Source organism: Mordavella massiliensis (assembly GCF_016901695.1).
GTDB classification, from domain to species: domain Bacteria; phylum Bacillota; class Clostridia; order Lachnospirales; family Lachnospiraceae; genus Claveliimonas; species Claveliimonas massiliensis_A.
Window position 1 is genome coordinate 71173 of the sequence record NZ_JACJKS010000007.1, and the last position, 18275, is coordinate 89447.

The window sequence follows — 18275 nt, forward strand, 5'->3', positions numbered from 1 at the left end:
ATCAGCAGGCTCAAATCAATAGGTTTTATCTATAAATCGTCTCTATAAATCAACTCTGCCATTTTTTTAACAGAAATCAGCTTCTTTTTGGCGGAGGCATGTGGGAATCGAACCCACCCAGGACGCTCTTAACGCCCCACACTAGTTTTGAAGACTAGGAGGCACACCAGTCACCCATCTACCCCCCCGTTTCTCTTACGTGCTCCTATACAATAGCACAGGTTTTCGCAGATTTCAAGCCTTTTCTGGTCTCTTTTATATTAGCAAAAAAGCATTGACTTTTCAAGGCTTTTCCCCCATAATAGTGAATAAGCAAATGAACATCGTACTAGAATACGGTCTAATCGTTAATTTCCTGTCATTTTTGACCGGTGTTTCGTATAAGACACGGAGGAAACATGGGGGTTTTCGATGTGTTTTTATAAAAATCTTATAGAAATCTTCTATAAGAAAACAAATATTTCTTCATTATAAGGAGGTAGTAACTATGGAGTTAAAAGCGAATGTTAACTTCGACCGCTTTGAGGCTGCGCTTCAGGTAGTGGACGCTCACACCGAAGGCGAGTTCTGCCGCGTAGTGTACGGCGGATTCCCAGAGCCGGAAGGCAACACAATGATCGAGAAGAAGAAATGGATGGAGAAGAACTACGACCAGGTTCGTACAGCTCTTATGTTCGAGCCCAGAGGACACCACGACATGTTCGGCGCTTTCCTCTGCAAGCCTGTTAACCCCGAGGCTTCCTACGGCGTTATGTTCATGGATACAGGCGGATACCTGAACATGTGCGGACACTGCACCATCGGCGCTGTTACCGTAGCTGTTGAGGCCGGCCTGGTTGAGTCCCACGAGGGTGAGAACGACGTTGTTCTCGAGGCTCCCGCAGGACTGATCCGCACAAAGGCTATCGTAAAGAACGGCAAGGTTGAGAGCGTAACTCTTACAAACGTTCCCGCTTTCGTTTACAAAGAGAACCAGTCCGTTACGATCGACGGCAAAGAGATCAAATTCACGATCTCCTTTGGCGGAAGCTTCTTCGCACTCGTTGACACAGCACAGCTTGACATCGGCGAGATCAACGGAAAGAGCGTTCCCGCTTACTCCGCTCTGGGCATGAAGATCCTGGATGCGATCAGCAAGGAGATCCCTGTAAAGCATCCGGAGCTCGACATCGACTCCGTTGACCTGGTTGAGTTCTACGGCCCGACTCCGAATCCGGACAAGGCTGACCTTCGTAACGTTGTTATCTTCGGCGACGCTATGGCTGACCGTTCCCCCTGCGGAACAGGTACAAGCGCGAAGCTGGCCACCCTGCATCACTGGGGCGAGATCGAAGTTGGCCAGGAGTTCAGATACGAGAGCTTCATGGGAAGCATCTTCAAGGGCGTGATCAAAGAGACCACAAAGGTTGGCGATTACGACGCTGTTATCCCGATGATCACAGGAAGCGCATATCTGACAGGCGTTGCTACATACCTGATCGATCCCGAGGATCCGCTGAAATACGGTTTCCAGGTAGGCTAATCGCCTTTCGTTGACACAGGTTCACAAAAGAAGCGGATTGCAAAATCCGCTTCTTTTTCATTTCGCAGCAGGCACAGAAGGGAATGAGATCCGATGCCAAAGAGACGCCAGTCAACCAAAAGCCGCATCGTGAAAGCGGCCTGGAGCCTTTTTTACAGGAAAGGCTACGACAACACAACCGTGGAGGACATCATCAATGCCTCCAAGACGTCCAAGGGGACGTTCTACCATTATTTCAAGGGAAAAGAATCGCTGCTCAACAGCCTTTCCTATCTCTTTGACCAGAAGTACGAAGAGCTGGCCGGCACCATCGATCCGGACATGTCTGCCCGGGACAAGCTGCTCTTCCTGAATCATGAGCTGTTCCACATGATCGAGACGAGTGTGGATATCCATCTGCTGGCGTATCTCTACTCCTCACAGCTCATCACCAAGGACAAGAAGTCCCTGTCCGACAGGAAGCGGTTCTACTTCAAGTGGATCACTGAGATCCTGGAGGAAGGACTGAAAAACGGCGAGTTCGCCGCCACGTCATCCGCCGAGGACCTGATGGGCATCTATGCCATGTACGAGCGGGCCCTCCTCTATGACTGGGCGCTGTTCAAGGGGAAAGTCTCCCTCACCGAACGGAGCGACCGGCTGCTGCCCCACGTACTTGACACATTTCAAAAAGGAGTCTGATTATGAAAGATCCGGCACCATAAAAGACCGCAGAAGCGACAGGCGTCACTTTTGCGGTCTTTCTTTTCTTTGCTTCGTTCCCGCCCGCGCGGGATCTGCGGGTTGTTACACCATGCACTCGTGGAGCGCTTCGCTCTCAATGCCGGACTCCTCCATCATGGCGACGATCCCCTCCCTGTCGCACAGGTCCGCGCACCAGGAGAGGCCGCATCCGGCCGAGATGGAGCGGGGCACCGGGATCAGGCGTCCCGGGACATCTTTCTGTCTGCACGCCTTCTCCATGGCCATGGCATCCGCCGTTGTATGAAATGTAACGACCAGCTTCAGTTCTTTCTTTCTCATTACTCGATCACAACTTCAAAGCATCCGTCTTTCTCTGTTGACACTGCCTTCTTCCCGTGATCCTTCGCGTACTTCTCCACGTTCATCTTCTGGTGTGGTTCGCTCACGATCACTTTCACGGGGCCGTCAGCGTTCTTAAGCGCCTCGGCTGTCAGCATCAAAGGCTCCGGGCAGGAAAGACCTCTTGCATCTACTTCCTTCATACTATTTTACCTTCCTTCTTAGAATACCATATCCTGAATTATTTTGCACTCTCTCTTTTGTTCGTGAATGCGATGATAAAGCAGACAACGATACAGATGACGCAGGCCACCTTTCCGGCCGGCGTAACAGCGCCTGCCACCAGCTCGCCCGTCTCGGCGTCAAGGGCTGTGCCGCTGGACGCAAGTCCGAAGTTGTGGCACAGGGCAGCCGCCACGAGCATGCCTGCAACTGTCACCGCGGAGTCGGAAGAGCCCTGGCCCGCCAGCACGAGCTGACGAAGGGGGCATCCGCCTGCCAGCACGGCCGCGAAACCTACCGCGTACATGCCGAGGATGTTCCACAGATGCTCGGAGTGAGCCACCACGCCCGGTGTGTCAAACGCCGGAGTAAAGTTTCCTGTGGCGATGTTGTAGATCAGCATCACGACGAACAGGCCGCCGATCACTGTGATCAGGTCAAAGTTCCGCATAAGCACGATGTCGCGGATGCTGCCGGCGAAGCACATTCTGGACTTCTGGGCAAACGCGCCGAACACGAGACCGCCGATCAGGGATACGATAATCGGTGCGTGCATGCTGCCCGGGCCGCTCTCGCTGAACTTAAGCAGGGACGTGCACAGCAGGAGCACGAGGATGCCCGCCATGAGCACCGGAAGGACAGCGCCGCTCTCCTTCTGCGTCTCGTGGGCCCTGCCGAGGCTGAAGCCGTTCTTCAGAGCGATCGCGCCTGTGGATACGCCGAGGATAAAGCCGATCAGCGCGACCCATGCGTTCAGGTCGCCGGCGGACATACGGATCACCATACGGAGCGGGCAGCCCAGGAATACGAGGGAGCCGATCATGATGACCATGCCCAGGACAAAACGGATCATCGGGGAAGATCCGGCTGTGGAGCGGTACTCCTTTGTCGCCACGGAGATGGCGAAAGCGCCGATCACGATGCCGATGATCTCCGGCCTTGCGTACTGTACGACTGCTGCCTGGTGCAGGCCGAGGGCCCCGGCCGTGTCGCGGATAAAGCAGGCGATACAGATCGCCATGTTGGCCGGGTTCCCGAAATATGCGAGGACCGCCGCCACAAGACCGCAGACAACGCCTGCTAAGGCAAGCTTTTTCTTTGAGTCTGACAAGTTAAAATTCATTTGTAGTTCCTCCTTTTCTCTCTCCTTCAGAACTCAGATCTGAAACTCAGGTTTTCCGGCTTGCGGTGCGGGGCGGCTTACGCCTCCTCCTGCGCCAGCTCCCGGATGGCCCTGATGGCCGTCTCCACCTCTTCGTCTGTTGTGTAGTGGGAAAAGCTGAACCTCACAGCCCCCTGATCCACCGTCCCGAGCGCCTTGTGCATGAGGGGTGCGCAGTGCGCTCCCGGCCTCGTGGATATACCATATTCTGTAAGAAGTTCATCTCCAACTTCCGAAGAGTCATAATCACCGATGTTGAGGGCGACGATGGGGCATCTCCCGCCGCCGGAGAAATCTCCGTACACGGTCACGCCCGGGATGTCTTTTACACCGTTGTAAAAGTTCCACATGCACGCCTGCTCCCTTTCCCGGATCTTGTCCATGCCTGTCCGCTCGATGTATTCCACCGCCGCGTGCAGGCCGGCAATGCCGTGGCCGTTCATAGTGCCCGCCTCGAGGGCTGTGGGCATCTCGGCCGGGTGGGTCCTGCTGTAGGTCTGGACGCCGCTTCCGCCGCTCTTTAAAGGACGGATGTGCACGCCTTCCCGCACGTACATGCCGCCGGTCCCCTGGGGGCCCAGAAGGCCCTTGTGGCCGGTAAAGCACAGCACGTCAATGTGCATCTTCTCCACATCGATGGGGAACACGCCCGCTGTCTGGGACGCGTCCACGATAAGAAGGACGCCGTGCCGGCGGGCGATCTCACCTACCCGCTCTATATCTACAAGGTTGCCCGTGAGGTTAGAGCCGTGGGTACAGACGATGGCTTTCGTCTCCGGGCAGATGGCTTTCTCAAAATCATCATAGCTGATGCAGCCTTTCCTGTCGCTCTCCAGGATGGTCAGGCGCACACCCTTCTCCTCCTTCTCATAGAGAGGCCGGAGCACAGAATTGTGCTCCAGCATGGTGGTAACAACATGGTCGCCGGGATCCAGGATCCCCTTGATGGCCGTGTTGAGACTCTCGGTCGAATTGCTGGTGAACACCAGTCTTCTCGGATCGCTGCCCCCGAAGAAGGAGCACAGCTTCTCCCGTGTATCATATATCGTTCTGGACGCCTGCAGGGATGCCGCGTGCGCGCCCCGGCCCGCATTGCCCATGGACTGCATGGCCTGCACTACCGCGTCGATCACTTCCTTTGGCTTCTGCATGGTCGTCGCCGCATTGTCCAAATAGATCATACTCTGTCTTACCCCCAATCTCCTGGTTCCCCTCTAGTATACTTCCATAATGGCTGACCGTCTAATTGCAAAAGGCAATAAGTGGAATTTATTTATAGATTACATCTATAGTCAAACTCCACAAAAAAGAAGGACATGCCGCCATATGCATGTCCTTCTTTTCATTGAAATTATAAAGCAACAAAACGTTTACAGCTCTCACGCATGCTGTCCCGCAGCGGATTCTTTACCCCGTTTTTCCTCCGCCGCCTGACCATCAGATCGGAAGTTCCAGGTAGATATCCTTCCCTTCCTTGATCGAGATCACAACTTTCCCATTCCGGATCGTCGTGACTGCGCCCTCTACGGAAGCGGCAGCCTCCACGGCTGCGGGCGCCTCTGCTTCCCCGCCCGGCTCCTGAGCCGGTGCCTCCTCACCTGCGTCGTCCTTCCATCCCTCTACATTGTCCACTGTAAGAGGACTTAAGGAGTCGCATGTCTTGGTGAGCTTTGCCCCCAGCACCTGTTTGATCTTCAGGCATCCGTCCAGTGTAAGGAGCCCTGAATCAACCAGCTCGTCAAAGATCGCCGGGTCTTCCAGGTTGGCCGCCTCGATGGTGATGCCTGCCTCTGCGCGGCAGCACAGGACTGCAGGATCATTCGCATGCTGTTTGGCGGTTTCCGCTGTGATTGACATGTCCATTACCTCCTGTCTTTCTTTCTATACTTCATAGTATAATGACAGGTTCCGGCAAAAGCCAATTGTTTTTCCAGATATACTTATAGAGCGTTTCTATTTCTCAATGCCGTACATCTCCCGCACAGTCCTGATAAAGCGCTGCACAGACCGGGAGAGGGGGTGGTTCTTGTTGAACACGAGATTGAGATCCCGCCCCTCGTCCGAATCCGGGATCGGGAACTGCAGCACCTGGCCGCTCTCCACCTCATTTTTTGCCGCCAGCCGGGACAGGATCGAGACGCCCATGCCCTGGATGACGGATTTCTTGATGGTCTCCTGGTTGGCGATACTGGCAATGATATGCAGCCGCTCCGCGCGGATCCCCAGATGGCGGAGCTGCTTTTCCGCCTCCTTGCGGGTGCCGGATCCCTCCTCCCGCATGATCACGTTCTCCTCCTGGATCCAGTATATATCCTTCCCCATCTGCTGGTACTCCCGGTATTTCGGCTGATCCGGGGTGATCACCACAAGCTGGTCCTTATAGAAGGGGATGTAGGTACAGTATTTCTTCTCCAGCACAGTGCCGGTAAAGCCGATGTCCACGGCCCCCTCCGCCACCTGCTCCGCCACCTGGGCGCTGTCGGACTCCAGGATCCGCAGTTGTTCTCCCGGGTACTTCTCGTTGAACCGGGCCAGGATCTCCGGCAGGAGGTACTGGGAGGGGATGGTGGACGCCGCAATGGTGATGCACGTCTTCTCCTCCTGCGCGTGTCTGCCGAACTCCATGCGGATCCGGTCCGTCATATCCAGGATCTGCCTGGCGTATGTGTACAGTTTCTGCCCGTCCGGGGACAGGGCCACTTCCTTTGTATTCCGCACGAAGAGGCGCACGTCCAGCTCTTTCTCCAGCGCCGCGATGTGGGCGCTTATGGTCGGCTGGGTCAGGAAGAGCTTCCTGGCCGCCTTGGAAAAGCTGCCGGACTGTGCCACCTCCACGAATGCTTCCAGTTGTTTCAGATTCATCAGTATGCCACCCTCTCACTTTCCGCGCCCGTCTTCTTTGTCACCTTGATGCTGTCCATGTACTCCAGGATCGGCTTGGCGCTCTTCCGGCTCGTCTGGAACATGTCCCGCACCTGCGCGATGGTGATGACCGGATCCTCTGCAAGGCTGGCCCGTATCTTCTCCTTTGCCTCGTCCATGTAGGCCGACAGGGTGTACATCTCATCCGTCACCTTCACGATCTTCTTCTCCTCCAGAAGGATGTTGAGGATGTCATCTTTCACCTCCTGCTTTACATCCTTCACAGGGATCTCGCCGTAGCGCACAAAGTCAAAGCCCGCCTTCTCCATGGCGCCAAGGAGCGCCGCAGACACCCGCTCGTACAGGGCGTCTTTTCTCACCTGGTAGTCCGGGGTGCACAGGAACTCGTCCACCCGCTTCAGGGCGCCCTCCTCCTCCAGGTATGCGAGGAACAGGTCAAACACATTGGGCCGGATCCGGCGGAAGCAGTTGCTGTGCACCTCCGCCTTTTTCATGCCGTACCGGTAGGGATATTTCTTCTCGTACTCTGTGAGGGCCGCAAGGATCGTCTCCCTGGCTCTGGCCGCATCCTGCCTGTGCCAGGCCCAGGTCTCCTTCTTCATGGGGAAGAGAAGGACGGTCCCCTCCGCCGCAAGCTGCGCCGCGTCCGCTTCGACCTCTTCCGCCGAGAGGGCGGTCAGCCTGGCGATCTCTGACAGGGTGACCATGGTCTCTGCGTGGCTTTTCACGTGGAGCTCCACCACGTCTGCCGAGGAGCCGGACTCCCTGCGCTCCAGGTCCTCGATGACCTGCTGCTGATGCCGCCTGTGAACAGATGGGTTGGGCTCCAGGATCACGCCGCCCCCGATGGTCTCCATGGGGGAGTAGAAGCGCACGACGAACTTGTCCCCCTTCTTTACGGCGATCTCCTCCTCCAGGCGGAGCTGCACATAGCCGCTCTCGCCCGGCCCCAGCTCATCCTGATCCAGCAGGACCGCCCTGCAGAGGATCTCGCTCGTCCCGGTAAAGAGATGAAGGCGGGTGTGGTTCGTCAGCACCCGCATGGAGGAATCCAGGATGTTCATCTTCACGTCCAGAAGATCCGTGTTCTTCATGCTGTCCGGCGGGGCAAGGACGCAGCCCCTGCCGATCTCGCGCTTTTTGATGTTCGACAGGTTGATGGCCACGCGCTGGCCGGCAAAGCACCGGTCCACATCCTGGCCGTGGACCTGGATGCTGCGGATCTTGCTCGTCTTCCCGATGGGATACATCTCCAGCGTGTCCTCCTTCGTGATCGTGCCGCTCAGGAGCGTGCCGGTGATGATGGTGCCAAAACCGGACAGGGAGAAAGCCCTGTCAATGGGAAGCCGGGGGATCGTGGATGTATCCTTCTCCTCCACTTCCTCCCGGGCCATCTTCTCAATGACTTCGATGAGGTGGGGAAGCCCCTCCCCCGTGGCCGCAGAGACCCGGACGACAGGCGCTTTCTCCAGGAATGTCCCGGAGAGCTCCTCCCGGATCTCCTCCTCCACAAGCTCCGTCCATTCCTCGTCCACCAGGTCGCATTTGTTGAGGACGATGATGCTCTTCTCGATGCCGAGCAGGTTCAGGATGTCCATATGCTCCCTTGTCTGGGGCATGATGCCTTCGTCCGCCGCCACCACAAGGAGCACCATATCCATGCCCACGACGCCGGCCACCATGTTGTTGATGAATTTCTCGTGGCCCGGCACGTCGATGATGCCGGCCCGGTCCCCGCCCGGCAGGTCAAACCAGGTAAAGCCAAGGTCGATGGTGATGCCGCGGCGCTGCTCCTCCTCCCAACGGTCCGTGTTGCGGCCCGTGAGGGCTTTGATCAGGGTCGTCTTCCCGTGGTCGATGTGGCCCGCCGTTCCTATGATGATGTGTTTCACGGCTCCAGCACCTCCCCTTCCTTCAGCTCCCGCGCAGCGAGGGCTGCGTCCTCCTCCGGCACAGTGCGCATGTCGAGAAGGATCGTGTCGTTGACCGTGCGGGGGATGATGGGAACATCCAGCCGGCGCAGCCTCTCCTCCAGTTCCGGCACGGAGATCTTCTCCGGATGGATGGCCACCGCGTAGCTGTCAATCCGCTCCAGGGGCAGGGAGCCGCCTCCGATCTGGGACTGGCACGGCTGCACCTCCACCCTGGCCGGAAGCCCCAGGCGCCGCAGCCTGCGGGCAAAGGCGTCCGCCCTGCGCTTCACGTCCTGCGCAGGCATGGTGATCATGGAGAGCACCGGGATCTTGCGCATTGCCTGCTCCTCAGACAGGTACTCGTGCAGTGTCAGCTCCAGCGCCGCTGCTGTGAACTTATCAATGCGCAGGGCGCGGGTGAGCTGGTTCTTCTTCATCCGGTCAATGTATTCCTTTTTCCCGATGATGATGCCTGCCTGGGGACCGCCCAGCAGCTTGTCTCCGCTGAAGCAGACCACGTCCGCCCCCTTGCGGATGGACTCCTGCACGGTCGGCTCGTAGGTGATGCCGTATCTGCTCAGGTCTACGAGGACGCCGCTTCCCAGGTCCTCGATCACCGGGATCCCCTTCTCCTTCGCGAGGGGGATCAGCTCGTCGATCCCCACGCTCTCGGTAAATCCAACGATCCGGTAGTTGCTTGTGTGTACTTTGAGGAGCGCCTTTGTCTCCTCCGTCACGGCCTCCTCGTAGTCCGCGAGATGGGTCTTGTTGGTCGTTCCCACCTCCACCAGCGTGGCGCCGCTTTGCTCCATCACGTCGGGAATACGGAATTTCCCGCCGATCTCCACCAGCTCGCCCCTGGAGACGACGACCTCGCCGCCTTTTGCCAGGGAGCTTAAGATCAGCATGACCGCGGCCGCGTTGTTGTTGACCGCCATGGCCGCCTCCGCGCCCGTCAGCCGGCAGAGCAGTTTTTCAAAGTGGGAGTAGCGCTCCCCCCTGTGCCCTTCCTCCAGGTTGTACTCCAGGTTGGAGTAGCCGCTCACAAGCCGGGCGGCCCGCTGCATGTGCTCCGGCGAAATGGGCGCCCTGCCCAGGTTCGTATGCAGGATGGTCCCCGTCCCGTTGATGACCTTCCTCATATTCGGCGTATTGATGGCCTGCACCCGCTTCGCGATGTGCGGCACAAGAAGGCCGGTCTGCCTGACGGCAGCCTCTTCCTCCTCACAACTGCCGATGAACGCGCGCAACGCGTCCGTCTCCGTGCGGATCGCCTCCATCAGGGTCTCCCGGCTGTAGGTCTCCTCCAGCTCCTGTATCCGTTTGTCTGCCAGCAGCACGTCCACTTTGGGGATGCCCCGGTATAATCTGCTCTTATCCATATTCCCTTCCTCGTATCTCTTTCTACTGCAGGACGATGAGCCTGTCGCTCTTTGGCCCTACCTTCCCGATGACGGACACCTCCGTGTCCATCTGTATGTGCGCGAAATCGCGCATGACATCCGCCAGGTCCTCCGGCGCCACAGACAGGAGGAGTCCTCCCGACGTCTGCGGGTCATAGAGGAGATCCAGGTAGTGCTCCTCCACGCCGCCCGTCTCCACCTTGCCGATGGAGTAGCCCCGGTTCTTGTAGGCCCCGGCGGGCACAAGCCCCATCCTGGCGTAGTCGATGGCATCGGCCATATAGGCGATATCCTTCACATGGATCTCGAACGTCACCTCGCTTGCCTGGGCCATCTCCACGCAGTGCCCCAGAAGACCGAAGCCTGTGATGTCTGTGCAGGCGGAGACGTTGTACCGCTCCGCCACCTTCTTTGCCTTTTTGTTCAGGGATGCCATGACTGTCTGCGTCTCTTTCACGGCGGACGGGGAGGCCATCTCGGCCTTCACCGCGGTGTTGACGATGCCGCTCCCGATCTGCTTGGTAAGGACGAGCACGTCCCCCGGACGGCACCCGTAGTTCTTGAAGATCTTCTGGGGGTGCACGAACCCGGACACGCACAGCCCGTACTTGGGCTCATCGTCCTGGACAGAGTGTCCGCCCACCAGCACGGCGCCGGCCTCCTTCACCTTGTCGGCTCCCCCCGCCAGGATATCCCCCAGGATCGCGGGGTCCAGACAGTTGGGGAAGCCCACGATATTCAGGGCCACCGCAGGCTCGCCGCCCATGGCCCACACATCGCTTAAGGAGTTGGCCGCCGCGATCTGGCCGAACATGTAGGGATCGTCCACGATAGGCGTGAAGAAATCCACGGTCTGGATCATGGCGATCTCGTCCGTCACTTTGTAGATGGCCGCATCGTCGGACGTCTCAATCCCGACGATCAGGTTGTCATCCTGGAATTTCGGCAGCTTGCCCAGAACCTGGGCAAGGGTCTCCGGACCTATCTTGGCCGCTCAGCCCGCCGTTTTGCTGAGCGAGGTCAGTCTGACATCTTTTTTCATAAAAAACGCTTCCTCCTTATGGACGCAGGATCTTCGACGCCCCCGCCATCGTCTCTACAATGCTGTACATGTTTGTGACAGATCCCACTGCCAGCTTCTCCTTCAGACCGTAGTAGTCCAGGCAGGTGCCGCATGTCTGGATCTCCACGCCCTGGGCCTCCAGCGATTTCAGATCCTGCAGGCAGTCGGAGCCCTCGCAGGTCAGCGTGGCGCCGCCGTTGTAGAACAGCATGGTCTTCGGCAGCTCCTCGAGCTGGGTCACCGCAAAGATAAAGCTCTTGGCCAGCACCTTGCCGAGCTCGTCGTTGCCCTCGCCCATGCGGTCGGATGCCATGACTACCACCAGGTTCCCTCTCGCATCCGGGATGCAGGCCTCCTCCCCGCTCTGCGCGTTCTCCGGCGCGCCCTCCATGCGGATCGTCACCTTGAACTCCTGCTCTCCGAGCTTCTCGGACGTCACCTGGCCGCCGCTGGAAGACGCCATCTTTGTCACGTTCTGTACGGAGATCTCATTGTCCACCAGGACCTCGATGGTCTCCGGTCCTGTGAGGGCCTGCATGGCCTTCTTTGTCTTGATGACCGGTACCGGGCACTTATCGCCCATGGCATTTACTGTGATCATATGTTTTATCCCCTTTCTCAGGCAGATTTTGTCACCTGCCACTTATAGAAACATTCTATCACCGATTGTGCAAAAGGTAAAGAGAAGATTGAAGCCTGCCGCAAGGTATGCTATAATTTTCGCCAGAGTTTATGAAAAACGGGGTGCGATATATGTGGATAGCTGAAAACTGGAAGGATTATGAAGTGCTGGACTGCAGCCGGGGCGAGAAGCTGGAGCGCTGGGGGGACTATCTCCTCATCCGCCCGGACCCCCAGGTCATCTGGGATACGCCGCGGACGCACCGGGGCTGGAGAAAGTGCAACGCCCACTACCACCGCAGCAAAAAGGGCGGCGGGGAGTGGGAGTTTTTCGACCTGCCGCCCCAGTGGACGATCCGCTACCGGGATCTCACTTTTAATCTGAAGCCCTTCAGTTTCAAGCACACCGGCCTCTTCCCGGAGCAGGCCGCCAACTGGGACTGGTTCTCTGAGAAGATCCGCAGCGCCGGCCGCCCGGTGAAGGTCCTGAACCTCTTCGCCTACACGGGCGGCGCCACCCTGGCCGCCGCTGCCGCCGGCGCCTCCGTGACCCACGTGGACGCCTCCAGGGGGATGGTGACCTGGGCGAAGGAGAACGCTGTCTCCTCCGGCCTCAAGGACGCCCCCATCCGCTGGCTGGTGGACGACTGCACCAAGTTCGTGGAGCGGGAGATCCGCCGGGGCAACCACTACGACGCCATCATCATGGATCCGCCGTCCTACGGGCGCGGCCCCAAGGGGGAGATCTGGAAGATCGAGGAGTCCATCCATCCCTTCATCAGGCTGTGCACGAAAGTGCTGTCGGAAGAGCCCCTGTTCTTCCTTGTCAATTCCTACACAACCGGGCTCGCCCCCGCCGTCCTCACCTACATGATCCGCACGGAGCTGAAGGCCTTCGGCGGGCAGGTGGATTCCCAGGAGATCGCCCTCCCGGTGACGGAGTCCGGGCTGTACCTGCCCTGCGGCGCATCCGGCCGGTGGGAGGCAAGATGATCCCCCCGTCCGGCCCGGCCGTTTTTTATCCTGTAACCTGTTGTTTTTCTTTTCCAAGTCTGCTACATTAAAACTATGTTGAATATAAAGATCATACAAAACCCTGAAGAACTGAATACCGTAGAGCCCCAGGAGATCCGGCATCTCCTCTGGGGGACAAAGAGCGCGCCTTGCACCTTCTTTTCCGTCGGCTTCGTGCCGGGGGATGCCTTCTACGTGCGCATGGTGTGCGAGGAGAAGGACCCCCTGCGGACCTACACCGCCCACCGGGATCCGGTGTACCGGGACAGCGCCATGGAGGCCTTTTTCCTGTTTGACCCGACCCAGGGCGACATGGAGACCTATGTGAATTTTGAGATGAATGCCAACGGGGCGCTGCTGGCCGCCTACGGGCCGTCCCGCATGTACCGCTCCTACTTCTCCGCGGAGGAGTACGAGCAGTTCCGCCCAACGGCCCAGGTGGAGGAAGACCACTGGAGCATTTCCTTCTGCATCCCCGTCTCCATCCTGGAACAGATCTACGGTCCCCTTGACCTGCAGGCGGGAAGCCGTCTGTACTGCAATTTTTACAAGATCTCGGAGACAGCGGACATCGAGCACTATGCCGCCTACTCCCCCATCACTTCGGACACGCCGTCCTTCCATATGCCGGAGTATTTTGCCGACGCGGTCCTCGTGTGAGCCGCGCGCATGTACATATATCATTTTTTGAGGAGGATACTTCTATGAAAATCTACAAAGCTGACGACTACCGCGGCATGAGCCGCATCGCGGCGAACATCATCTCCGCCCAGATCATCCTGAAGCCGGACTGCGTCCTTGGCCTGGCCACCGGTTCCACCCCCATCGGCACATACGAGGAGCTCGTGGAGCGGTACAACAAAGGCGACCTGGACTTCTCCGCAGTCACCACGGTGAACCTGGACGAGTACAAGGGGCTGACAAAGGACAACGACCAGAGTTACTACTATTTCATGCACCACAATCTCTTTGACCATGTAAATATCCCGGCAGAGAACATCAACCTGCCGGACGGCACAGAGCCTGACAGCAAAAAGGAATGCGCCCGCTACGAAGGGCTGATCCGCTCCCTGGGCGGTGCGGACCTGCAGCTTCTCGGCCTTGGCCACAACGGCCATATCGGCTTCAACGAGCCTGCCGACGCATTTGACAACGAGACCCACTGCGTGGATCTGCAGGAGAGCACCATCGAGGCAAACAAGCGCTTCTTCGCCTCCGCCGACGATGTGCCCCGCCAGGCCTACACCATGGGCATCGGCACGATCATGCGGGCAAAGAAGATCCTGCTCGTAGCCAGCGGAAAAGACAAAGCTGAAATCGTGAAGCGCGCCTTCACCGGTCCCGTCTGCCCGCAGGTGCCCGCATCCATCCTGCAGCTTCACCCGGATGTGACTGTTGTCGTGGACGCGGAGGCCGGATCCCTTCTGTAGGTTTTCACAGCCAAAAAAACAGGAGGGGCTGATATGCATAGATCATGGCATATCAGCCCCTCTTTTTTCTTTTCTCCGGCATAGCATCCATCCCTCTAGAATTCGATTCCCTGCCCCAGGGCGTCCTTCAGGTAGCTGGTGACTTCCTCCAGTTTCTGGACCATCTCCTGCTTCTCCTCCCAGGCCTCACCCTGCATCTCCTTGTTCACAAGCGCGTTCTTTACATGTTTCAGTTCTCGGATCAGTTCTTCTGTCATAGCTGTTTTTTCTCCTTTACCGTTCCCGGGCTTTTGACGGAAGACCATTGTCCGCAAGCCCCATCTCTTTTTTCAGAGTCTCGCCGGGGATCTGCCTCGCCCCGTCCACTCTCTTCCAGAAATGCGTGAGGGCAAATGCCGTCCTGCTGCCGAAACGCAGCCGCCCGATCTCTTCATTGCCGCCCGCGCTCTGCACGCCCAGCCAGTACTCTGTGAGCATCCAGCATACCGCAATGAGCGCCGCCGCGAAAAGAAGGATCAAAAAAATCTCACTCGTCATAGCTTCCGCCTCCCTTCTTTGATTTCTTCTTTAATTGTAGTTCGTTTTTAGGTGTAAGTCAATCTTTTATCTGATAATTTATCCTCCAATAAGAAACGGGCGCGCCCTGCAACAAAGAGGCAGGACACGCCCGTTCTGTCATATCTTATACATACTCAAAATGATCCGGCCCTTTGAACCAGCTCTTCCGTCCCAGATGCAGAAGGAAGGCCAGGGCGGCGATGATCAGATAACCGATGGCATAGGGAGACACCGGGTAGAAGCCGAGCTGCGCACTGTGGATGAAGCCGAAGCAGGCCAGGACATACCCTGCCAGCGCTGTAAAGCCGGCCTTGTTGAGCTGTTTCTCAATGACGAACACCGTCATTGTTCCCAGCAGGATCCCGATGATGATCGCACCCGCCTTCACGCCCGGCACGCCGTTCCACATGACGCCCGCATCCAGGATCATCTGCGTGACCTCCTCATTGTAGCCCGACAGCCCGGACGGCAGCACCTCCGTGCTGTATCCCGCAAGGCCGACCGCGCCGGTGATCTGCGTGAACAGGTAATCCGCCACCGGCGGGACCATGGCGATGCCGATCGCCGCATAGTGCTTCACCGGGCAGTCCTTGAAGGCCTGGGCCACCATAACGACCGCGCACCAGAGGAAGGTAACCGCGCACACAGCCGGCGGCACCATATTGCTCAGGAAGGTAAACAGTCCGAAGATGCCGGCTGCGCCCAGCACGAGTCCGGACACAAGGGAATAGCCGATGCCGGCGTGGGATTTCTTCAGCCCCGCATGGCCGAGCCACACGGTGTTCGGGATGACGCCGCCGCAGACAGCGGAGAGCATCGTGCAGATGCCGTCCGCAAACTGGGTCTCACGCACATCGTAGTTGTCCCCTGCCGCATTGGCCCCCTCTACATTGTCCATCGTCTCGATGAAGTTGTAGATCTCCACCGGGATGACGATCGTCAGGTAGGGCGCCACCACGGCAAAGCCGTTGATCAGGTGCTGCACGCTGTTGACCGGGTCCGGGATATAGAAGCCGATCCCCGTAAAGTCCACGGAGGTGCGGCCGAGGCAGAAAGCGTAGATGATGCCGCCCACGATCGCCACCACAAGGGGCGGGATCTTCCTGGGGAACAGGTAGCCGCCGAAGATGCCCACAAAGGCCACAAAGAGGATCGGAAGGCCTACCAGCGGGTCGCCGAACACGTCGAATACGCCCTGGGTTGCCATCCAGATGAACCCGATGCCTGCGACCGTCCCGAGAAGAGCCGCCCTCGGCAGCTTCCGCTTCATCCAGGGACCGATAAAGCCGCCCAGCGCCTCTACGCCGCCGCCGATAAAGCAGGCAGCGACAGCCGCCGACCAGGCAAGCTCCGGATCATTGAGGGAATAGTGGAGCGGCATGATCACCCCGTAAAGCATGACAAACATGGCTGGTGTGGACACACCTGAGGGGAGCGCAGTCACATCCGCCCTGCCCTCCTTCTTGGAGAGCCGGTAGCCCATGAACGCGTAATAGATGCCGCTCAGCATCAGTCCGACGGACATGCCCGGTATAACGGATCCGAACACGATCTCATCCGGCCATCCGAGCACGCCGGAGAGCGTAGAGATCACGATCAGATAGTTTACAATGTTATTTGTGATGGAATATGTCATCCCACCGATATCGCCACGCTGGAACCATGGCACAAGTGTCTTCTGTCTACTCATCTTTACTTTCTCTCTTCCTTTATTTCTTATGCTTCCGTCGGGATAAATGAAAATGTGGTCACATCAAACAGTCCCATATCCGTGAGTTTCACCTCCGGGATGACTGCCAGGGACATGAAGCACAGCGTCATGACCGGCTCCACGTCGCCGCTGATACCAAGCTGCGCATAGGCCTTCTCATGGATGTCTGTGAGCTTCCGGTCCACCCACTCCCCGCTCTTATCGCTCATAAGCCCGGCGATCGGCATGGGCATGCTCTCGATCACCTGTCCGTCCTTTACAAGGACGATGCCGCCCTCCTGACGGATCAGCGCGTTGACGGCAGCTTCCATCTCCTCGTCGCTGACGCCCACGACAATGATGTTGTGGGAATCATGCGCCACAGAGAGTGCCACAGCCCCCTCCCTGATCCCGTATCCTTTCAGGAAACCGCAGGCCACGTTGCCCGTGCCCTGGTGGCGTTCCACAACAGCCACTTTCACGATGTCCGTCTGCGGGTCGCGGACGAATTCACCGTTTTCATCCAGACGGATGTCCGCCGTCTCCTTCTTTGTCACCACGCCCCCCGGCAGGATGCCGATGACATGGACATGGCCGGACTTCAGGTGCATCTTAAACTTTTCTTTTGAGAAATCCTTCACGACCACGCTTCCCTTGACGGAAGAGATATCGTGGAACCGGATCTCCGGGAGATATCTCCCCTCCTCCGCCGTCAGTTTGCCGGCCGTCCACACCCGGTTCACATGGAACTCTTTCAGATCGTCCAGCAGCACGATATCCGCTCTGTATCCGGGCGCGATCGCGCCCCTGTCATAGAGGCGGAAGCACTCGGCTGCGTTCAGCGTCGCCATGCGGATGGCGGTGACGGGATCCAGTCCCTCCTCCACGCAGATCCGCAGATGGTTGTCCAGGTGCCCCTCGTGCAGGATCGTCTTCGGCTGCCGGTCGTCCGAGCAGAGCAGGCATCTCCTGCTGTTCTCCGGCGTCACACCTTTGAGGAGCGTGCGCAGGTTGTGGCAGGCGGATCCCTGCCGCAGAAGGATGTACATCCCCCTCTCCAGGCGGTCCTTCATCTCCTCCACGGTGGAGCACTCATGGTCCGCCAGGATCCTGGCGGCAGCGTAGGCATTCAGGTCCTTCCCCGCGATGCCCGGGCCGTGTCCGTCAATGATCTTGCCGGCCTCCTTCGCCGTCATCAGCTTGTCGAGCACGCTGTCATCCGCCTGGATCACCCCCGGGAAGTTCATGAATTCGCCCAGGCCCAGGATCCCCTCGCGGGTGATCGGCTCCGCCATCTCAGGCGCATCGATCTGGGCTCCCGCATGCTCAAAGGGGGTGGCAGGCACGCAGGACGGAAGGACGTACCGGATATCCAGCTTCGTCTCCTCCGCCGCTTCCATCATATAGTCCAGGCCGCGGATCCCGCACACGTTTACGATCTCGTGGGGATCGGCGATGATCGTCGTCCCGCCGTGGGGCACGAGCAGGCGCCCGATCTCCTCCGGGCTCACATAGGCGGACTCGATGTGGATGTGGCTGTCAATGAATCCCGGCGCCGCGTAGCGGCCCTGGGCATCCACCACTTCCTTTCCCTCGTAGTCCCCGATGCCCGCGATCTGGCTGCCGCACAGAGCGATGTCTCCCTCTGTGATCTCGCCGGAAAACACATTGACGATCTTGCAGTTCCTGATCACCACATCGGCAGGGATGCGCCCTGCCGCGGTGTCGATCAGCTTTTTCAGCTCTTCTTTTTTCATGATCCGGATCCCCC

Annotated in this window: 19 protein-coding genes and 1 tRNA gene; 5 read left to right on the forward strand and 15 right to left on the reverse strand. The window is 58.3% G+C overall.

Features of this window, described 5'->3' with window-relative positions; translation table 11 throughout:
* Window positions 1-88: 88 nt before the first annotated feature.
* A tRNA-Sec gene (locus H6A20_RS06750) sits at window positions 89-186 on the reverse strand.
* Window positions 187-487: 301 nt separating this feature from the next.
* Between H6A20_RS06750 and H6A20_RS06755 the strand changes: the two genes are divergently transcribed.
* Together H6A20_RS06755 and H6A20_RS06760 are read left to right on the forward strand one after the other, a co-directional pair.
* Complete coding sequence (locus H6A20_RS06755; RefSeq protein ID WP_204906366.1) at window positions 488-1522, forward strand: proline racemase family protein; 1035 nt, start codon at window positions 488-490, stop codon at window positions 1520-1522.
* Window positions 1523-1615: 93 nt separating this feature from the next.
* Entirely contained in the window at window positions 1616-2203 is a 588-nt protein-coding gene (locus H6A20_RS06760) for a TetR/AcrR family transcriptional regulator (protein ID WP_204906367.1), read from the forward strand.
* Between the two features lie 105 nt (window positions 2204-2308).
* Here H6A20_RS06760 and H6A20_RS06765 read toward each other — a convergent pair whose 3' ends face one another.
* From H6A20_RS06765 to yedF, 10 genes are all read right to left on the reverse strand, one after another.
* Window positions 2309-2545: a putative Se/S carrier protein gene (locus H6A20_RS06765; protein ID WP_204906368.1), complete on the reverse strand. Its 237-nt coding sequence runs from the start codon at window positions 2543-2545 to the stop codon at window positions 2309-2311.
* Window positions 2545-2748: a sulfurtransferase TusA family protein gene (locus tag H6A20_RS06770; protein ID WP_204906369.1), complete on the reverse strand. Its 204-nt coding sequence runs from the start codon at window positions 2746-2748 to the stop codon at window positions 2545-2547. The genes H6A20_RS06765 and H6A20_RS06770 overlap by 1 nt, the downstream gene beginning before the upstream one ends.
* A 38-nt stretch (window positions 2749-2786) precedes the next feature.
* On the reverse strand, window positions 2787-3890 hold the full coding sequence (yedE, locus tag H6A20_RS06775) for a YedE family putative selenium transporter (RefSeq protein WP_204906370.1): 1104 nt from the start codon (window positions 3888-3890) through the stop codon (window positions 2787-2789).
* 77 nt (window positions 3891-3967) lie between these two features.
* The gene (locus tag H6A20_RS06780) at window positions 3968-5110 is read right to left on the reverse strand and encodes an aminotransferase class V-fold PLP-dependent enzyme (protein WP_204906371.1); all 1143 of its coding nucleotides are present in this window, start codon (window positions 5108-5110) and stop codon (window positions 3968-3970) included.
* A gap of 256 nt (window positions 5111-5366) precedes the next feature.
* Entirely contained in the window at window positions 5367-5786 is a 420-nt protein-coding gene (locus H6A20_RS06785; RefSeq protein WP_204906372.1) for a sugar transporter, read from the reverse strand.
* 96 nt (window positions 5787-5882) lie between these two features.
* Entirely contained in the window at window positions 5883-6791 is a 909-nt protein-coding gene (locus tag H6A20_RS06790) for a selenium metabolism-associated LysR family transcriptional regulator (protein WP_204906373.1), read from the reverse strand.
* Complete coding sequence (gene selB / locus H6A20_RS06795; RefSeq protein ID WP_204906374.1) at window positions 6791-8704, reverse strand: selenocysteine-specific translation elongation factor; 1914 nt, start codon at window positions 8702-8704, stop codon at window positions 6791-6793. The genes H6A20_RS06790 and selB overlap by 1 nt, the downstream gene beginning before the upstream one ends.
* A complete protein-coding gene (gene selA, locus H6A20_RS06800; protein WP_204906375.1) occupies window positions 8701-10107 on the reverse strand; it encodes an L-seryl-tRNA(Sec) selenium transferase in 1407 nt (468 codons plus the stop codon). The genes selB and selA overlap by 4 nt, the downstream gene beginning before the upstream one ends.
* A 22-nt stretch (window positions 10108-10129) precedes the next feature.
* Window positions 10130-11170 (reverse strand): selenide, water dikinase SelD, encoded by a 1041-nt coding sequence (selD, locus tag H6A20_RS06805; protein ID WP_204906376.1) that lies wholly within the window; start codon window positions 11168-11170, stop codon window positions 10130-10132.
* A gap of 16 nt (window positions 11171-11186) precedes the next feature.
* Complete coding sequence (gene yedF, locus H6A20_RS06810) at window positions 11187-11792, reverse strand: sulfurtransferase-like selenium metabolism protein YedF (RefSeq protein WP_204906377.1); 606 nt, start codon at window positions 11790-11792, stop codon at window positions 11187-11189.
* A 152-nt stretch (window positions 11793-11944) separates the two neighbouring features.
* On the opposite strand from yedF, the gene H6A20_RS06815 reads away from it, so the two are divergent.
* From H6A20_RS06815 to nagB, 3 genes are all read left to right on the forward strand, one after another.
* Window positions 11945-12805, forward strand: a complete 861-nt coding sequence (locus H6A20_RS06815) for a class I SAM-dependent methyltransferase (RefSeq protein WP_204906378.1) — start codon at window positions 11945-11947, stop codon at window positions 12803-12805.
* 75 nt (window positions 12806-12880) lie between these two features.
* On the forward strand, window positions 12881-13486 hold the full coding sequence (locus H6A20_RS06820) for a carbohydrate-binding family 9-like protein (protein ID WP_204906379.1): 606 nt from the start codon (window positions 12881-12883) through the stop codon (window positions 13484-13486).
* 44 nt (window positions 13487-13530) lie between these two features.
* Window positions 13531-14256: a glucosamine-6-phosphate deaminase gene (gene nagB, locus H6A20_RS06825; protein WP_204906380.1), complete on the forward strand. Its 726-nt coding sequence runs from the start codon at window positions 13531-13533 to the stop codon at window positions 14254-14256.
* Window positions 14257-14351: 95 nt separating this feature from the next.
* On the opposite strand, the gene H6A20_RS06830 is transcribed toward nagB, so the two are convergent.
* The 4 genes from H6A20_RS06830 to ade all read right to left on the reverse strand — a co-directional run bounded on the left by H6A20_RS06830 (window position 14352) and on the right by ade (window position 18261).
* Window positions 14352-14513 carry a hypothetical protein gene (locus H6A20_RS06830; RefSeq protein WP_204906381.1) on the reverse strand — a complete coding sequence of 54 codons (162 nt, stop codon included), beginning with the start codon at window positions 14511-14513 and terminating at the stop codon, window positions 14352-14354.
* 16 nt (window positions 14514-14529) lie between these two features.
* Window positions 14530-14793, reverse strand: a complete 264-nt coding sequence (locus H6A20_RS06835; RefSeq protein WP_204906382.1) for a hypothetical protein — start codon at window positions 14791-14793, stop codon at window positions 14530-14532.
* Window positions 14794-14938: 145 nt separating this feature from the next.
* Window positions 14939-16504: a xanthine/uracil/vitamin C permease gene (locus H6A20_RS06840; protein WP_204906383.1), complete on the reverse strand. Its 1566-nt coding sequence runs from the start codon at window positions 16502-16504 to the stop codon at window positions 14939-14941.
* 26 nt (window positions 16505-16530) lie between these two features.
* On the reverse strand, window positions 16531-18261 hold the full coding sequence (gene ade / locus H6A20_RS06845; RefSeq protein ID WP_204906384.1) for an adenine deaminase: 1731 nt from the start codon (window positions 18259-18261) through the stop codon (window positions 16531-16533).
* Between the last annotated feature and the right edge of the window lie 14 nt (window positions 18262-18275).

Bases quoted from the DNA above. Each gene is read 5' to 3' on its own strand.
- H6A20_RS06780 (WP_204906371.1), bottom strand. From the start codon at position 5,110: ATGATCTATTTGGACAATGCGGCGACGACCATGCAGAAGCCAAAGGAA.
- ade (WP_204906384.1), bottom strand. From the start codon at position 18,261: ATGAAAAAAGAAGAGCTGAAAAAGCTGATCGACACCGCGGCAGGGCGC.
- H6A20_RS06835 (WP_204906382.1), bottom strand. From the start codon at position 14,793: ATGACGAGTGAGATTTTTTTGATCCTTCTTTTCGCGGCGGCGCTCATT.
- H6A20_RS06820 (WP_204906379.1), top strand. From the start codon at position 12,881: ATGTTGAATATAAAGATCATACAAAACCCTGAAGAACTGAATACCGTA.
- H6A20_RS06765 (WP_204906368.1), bottom strand. From the start codon at position 2,545: ATGAGAAAGAAAGAACTGAAGCTGGTCGTTACATTTCATACAACGGCG.
- H6A20_RS06830 (WP_204906381.1), bottom strand. From the start codon at position 14,513: ATGACAGAAGAACTGATCCGAGAACTGAAACATGTAAAGAACGCGCTT.
- H6A20_RS06755 (WP_204906366.1), top strand. From the start codon at position 488: ATGGAGTTAAAAGCGAATGTTAACTTCGACCGCTTTGAGGCTGCGCTT.
- H6A20_RS06840 (WP_204906383.1), bottom strand. From the start codon at position 16,504: ATGAGTAGACAGAAGACACTTGTGCCATGGTTCCAGCGTGGCGATATC.
- yedE (WP_204906370.1), bottom strand. From the start codon at position 3,890: ATGAATTTTAACTTGTCAGACTCAAAGAAAAAGCTTGCCTTAGCAGGC.
- nagB (WP_204906380.1), top strand. From the start codon at position 13,531: ATGAAAATCTACAAAGCTGACGACTACCGCGGCATGAGCCGCATCGCG.
- yedF (WP_204906377.1), bottom strand. From the start codon at position 11,792: ATGATCACAGTAAATGCCATGGGCGATAAGTGCCCGGTACCGGTCATC.
- H6A20_RS06815 (WP_204906378.1), top strand. From the start codon at position 11,945: ATGTGGATAGCTGAAAACTGGAAGGATTATGAAGTGCTGGACTGCAGC.
- H6A20_RS06760 (WP_204906367.1), top strand. From the start codon at position 1,616: ATGCCAAAGAGACGCCAGTCAACCAAAAGCCGCATCGTGAAAGCGGCC.
- selA (WP_204906375.1), bottom strand. From the start codon at position 10,107: ATGGATAAGAGCAGATTATACCGGGGCATCCCCAAAGTGGACGTGCTG.
- H6A20_RS06790 (WP_204906373.1), bottom strand. From the start codon at position 6,791: ATGAATCTGAAACAACTGGAAGCATTCGTGGAGGTGGCACAGTCCGGC.
- H6A20_RS06770 (WP_204906369.1), bottom strand. From the start codon at position 2,748: ATGAAGGAAGTAGATGCAAGAGGTCTTTCCTGCCCGGAGCCTTTGATG.
- H6A20_RS06785 (WP_204906372.1), bottom strand. From the start codon at position 5,786: ATGTCAATCACAGCGGAAACCGCCAAACAGCATGCGAATGATCCTGCA.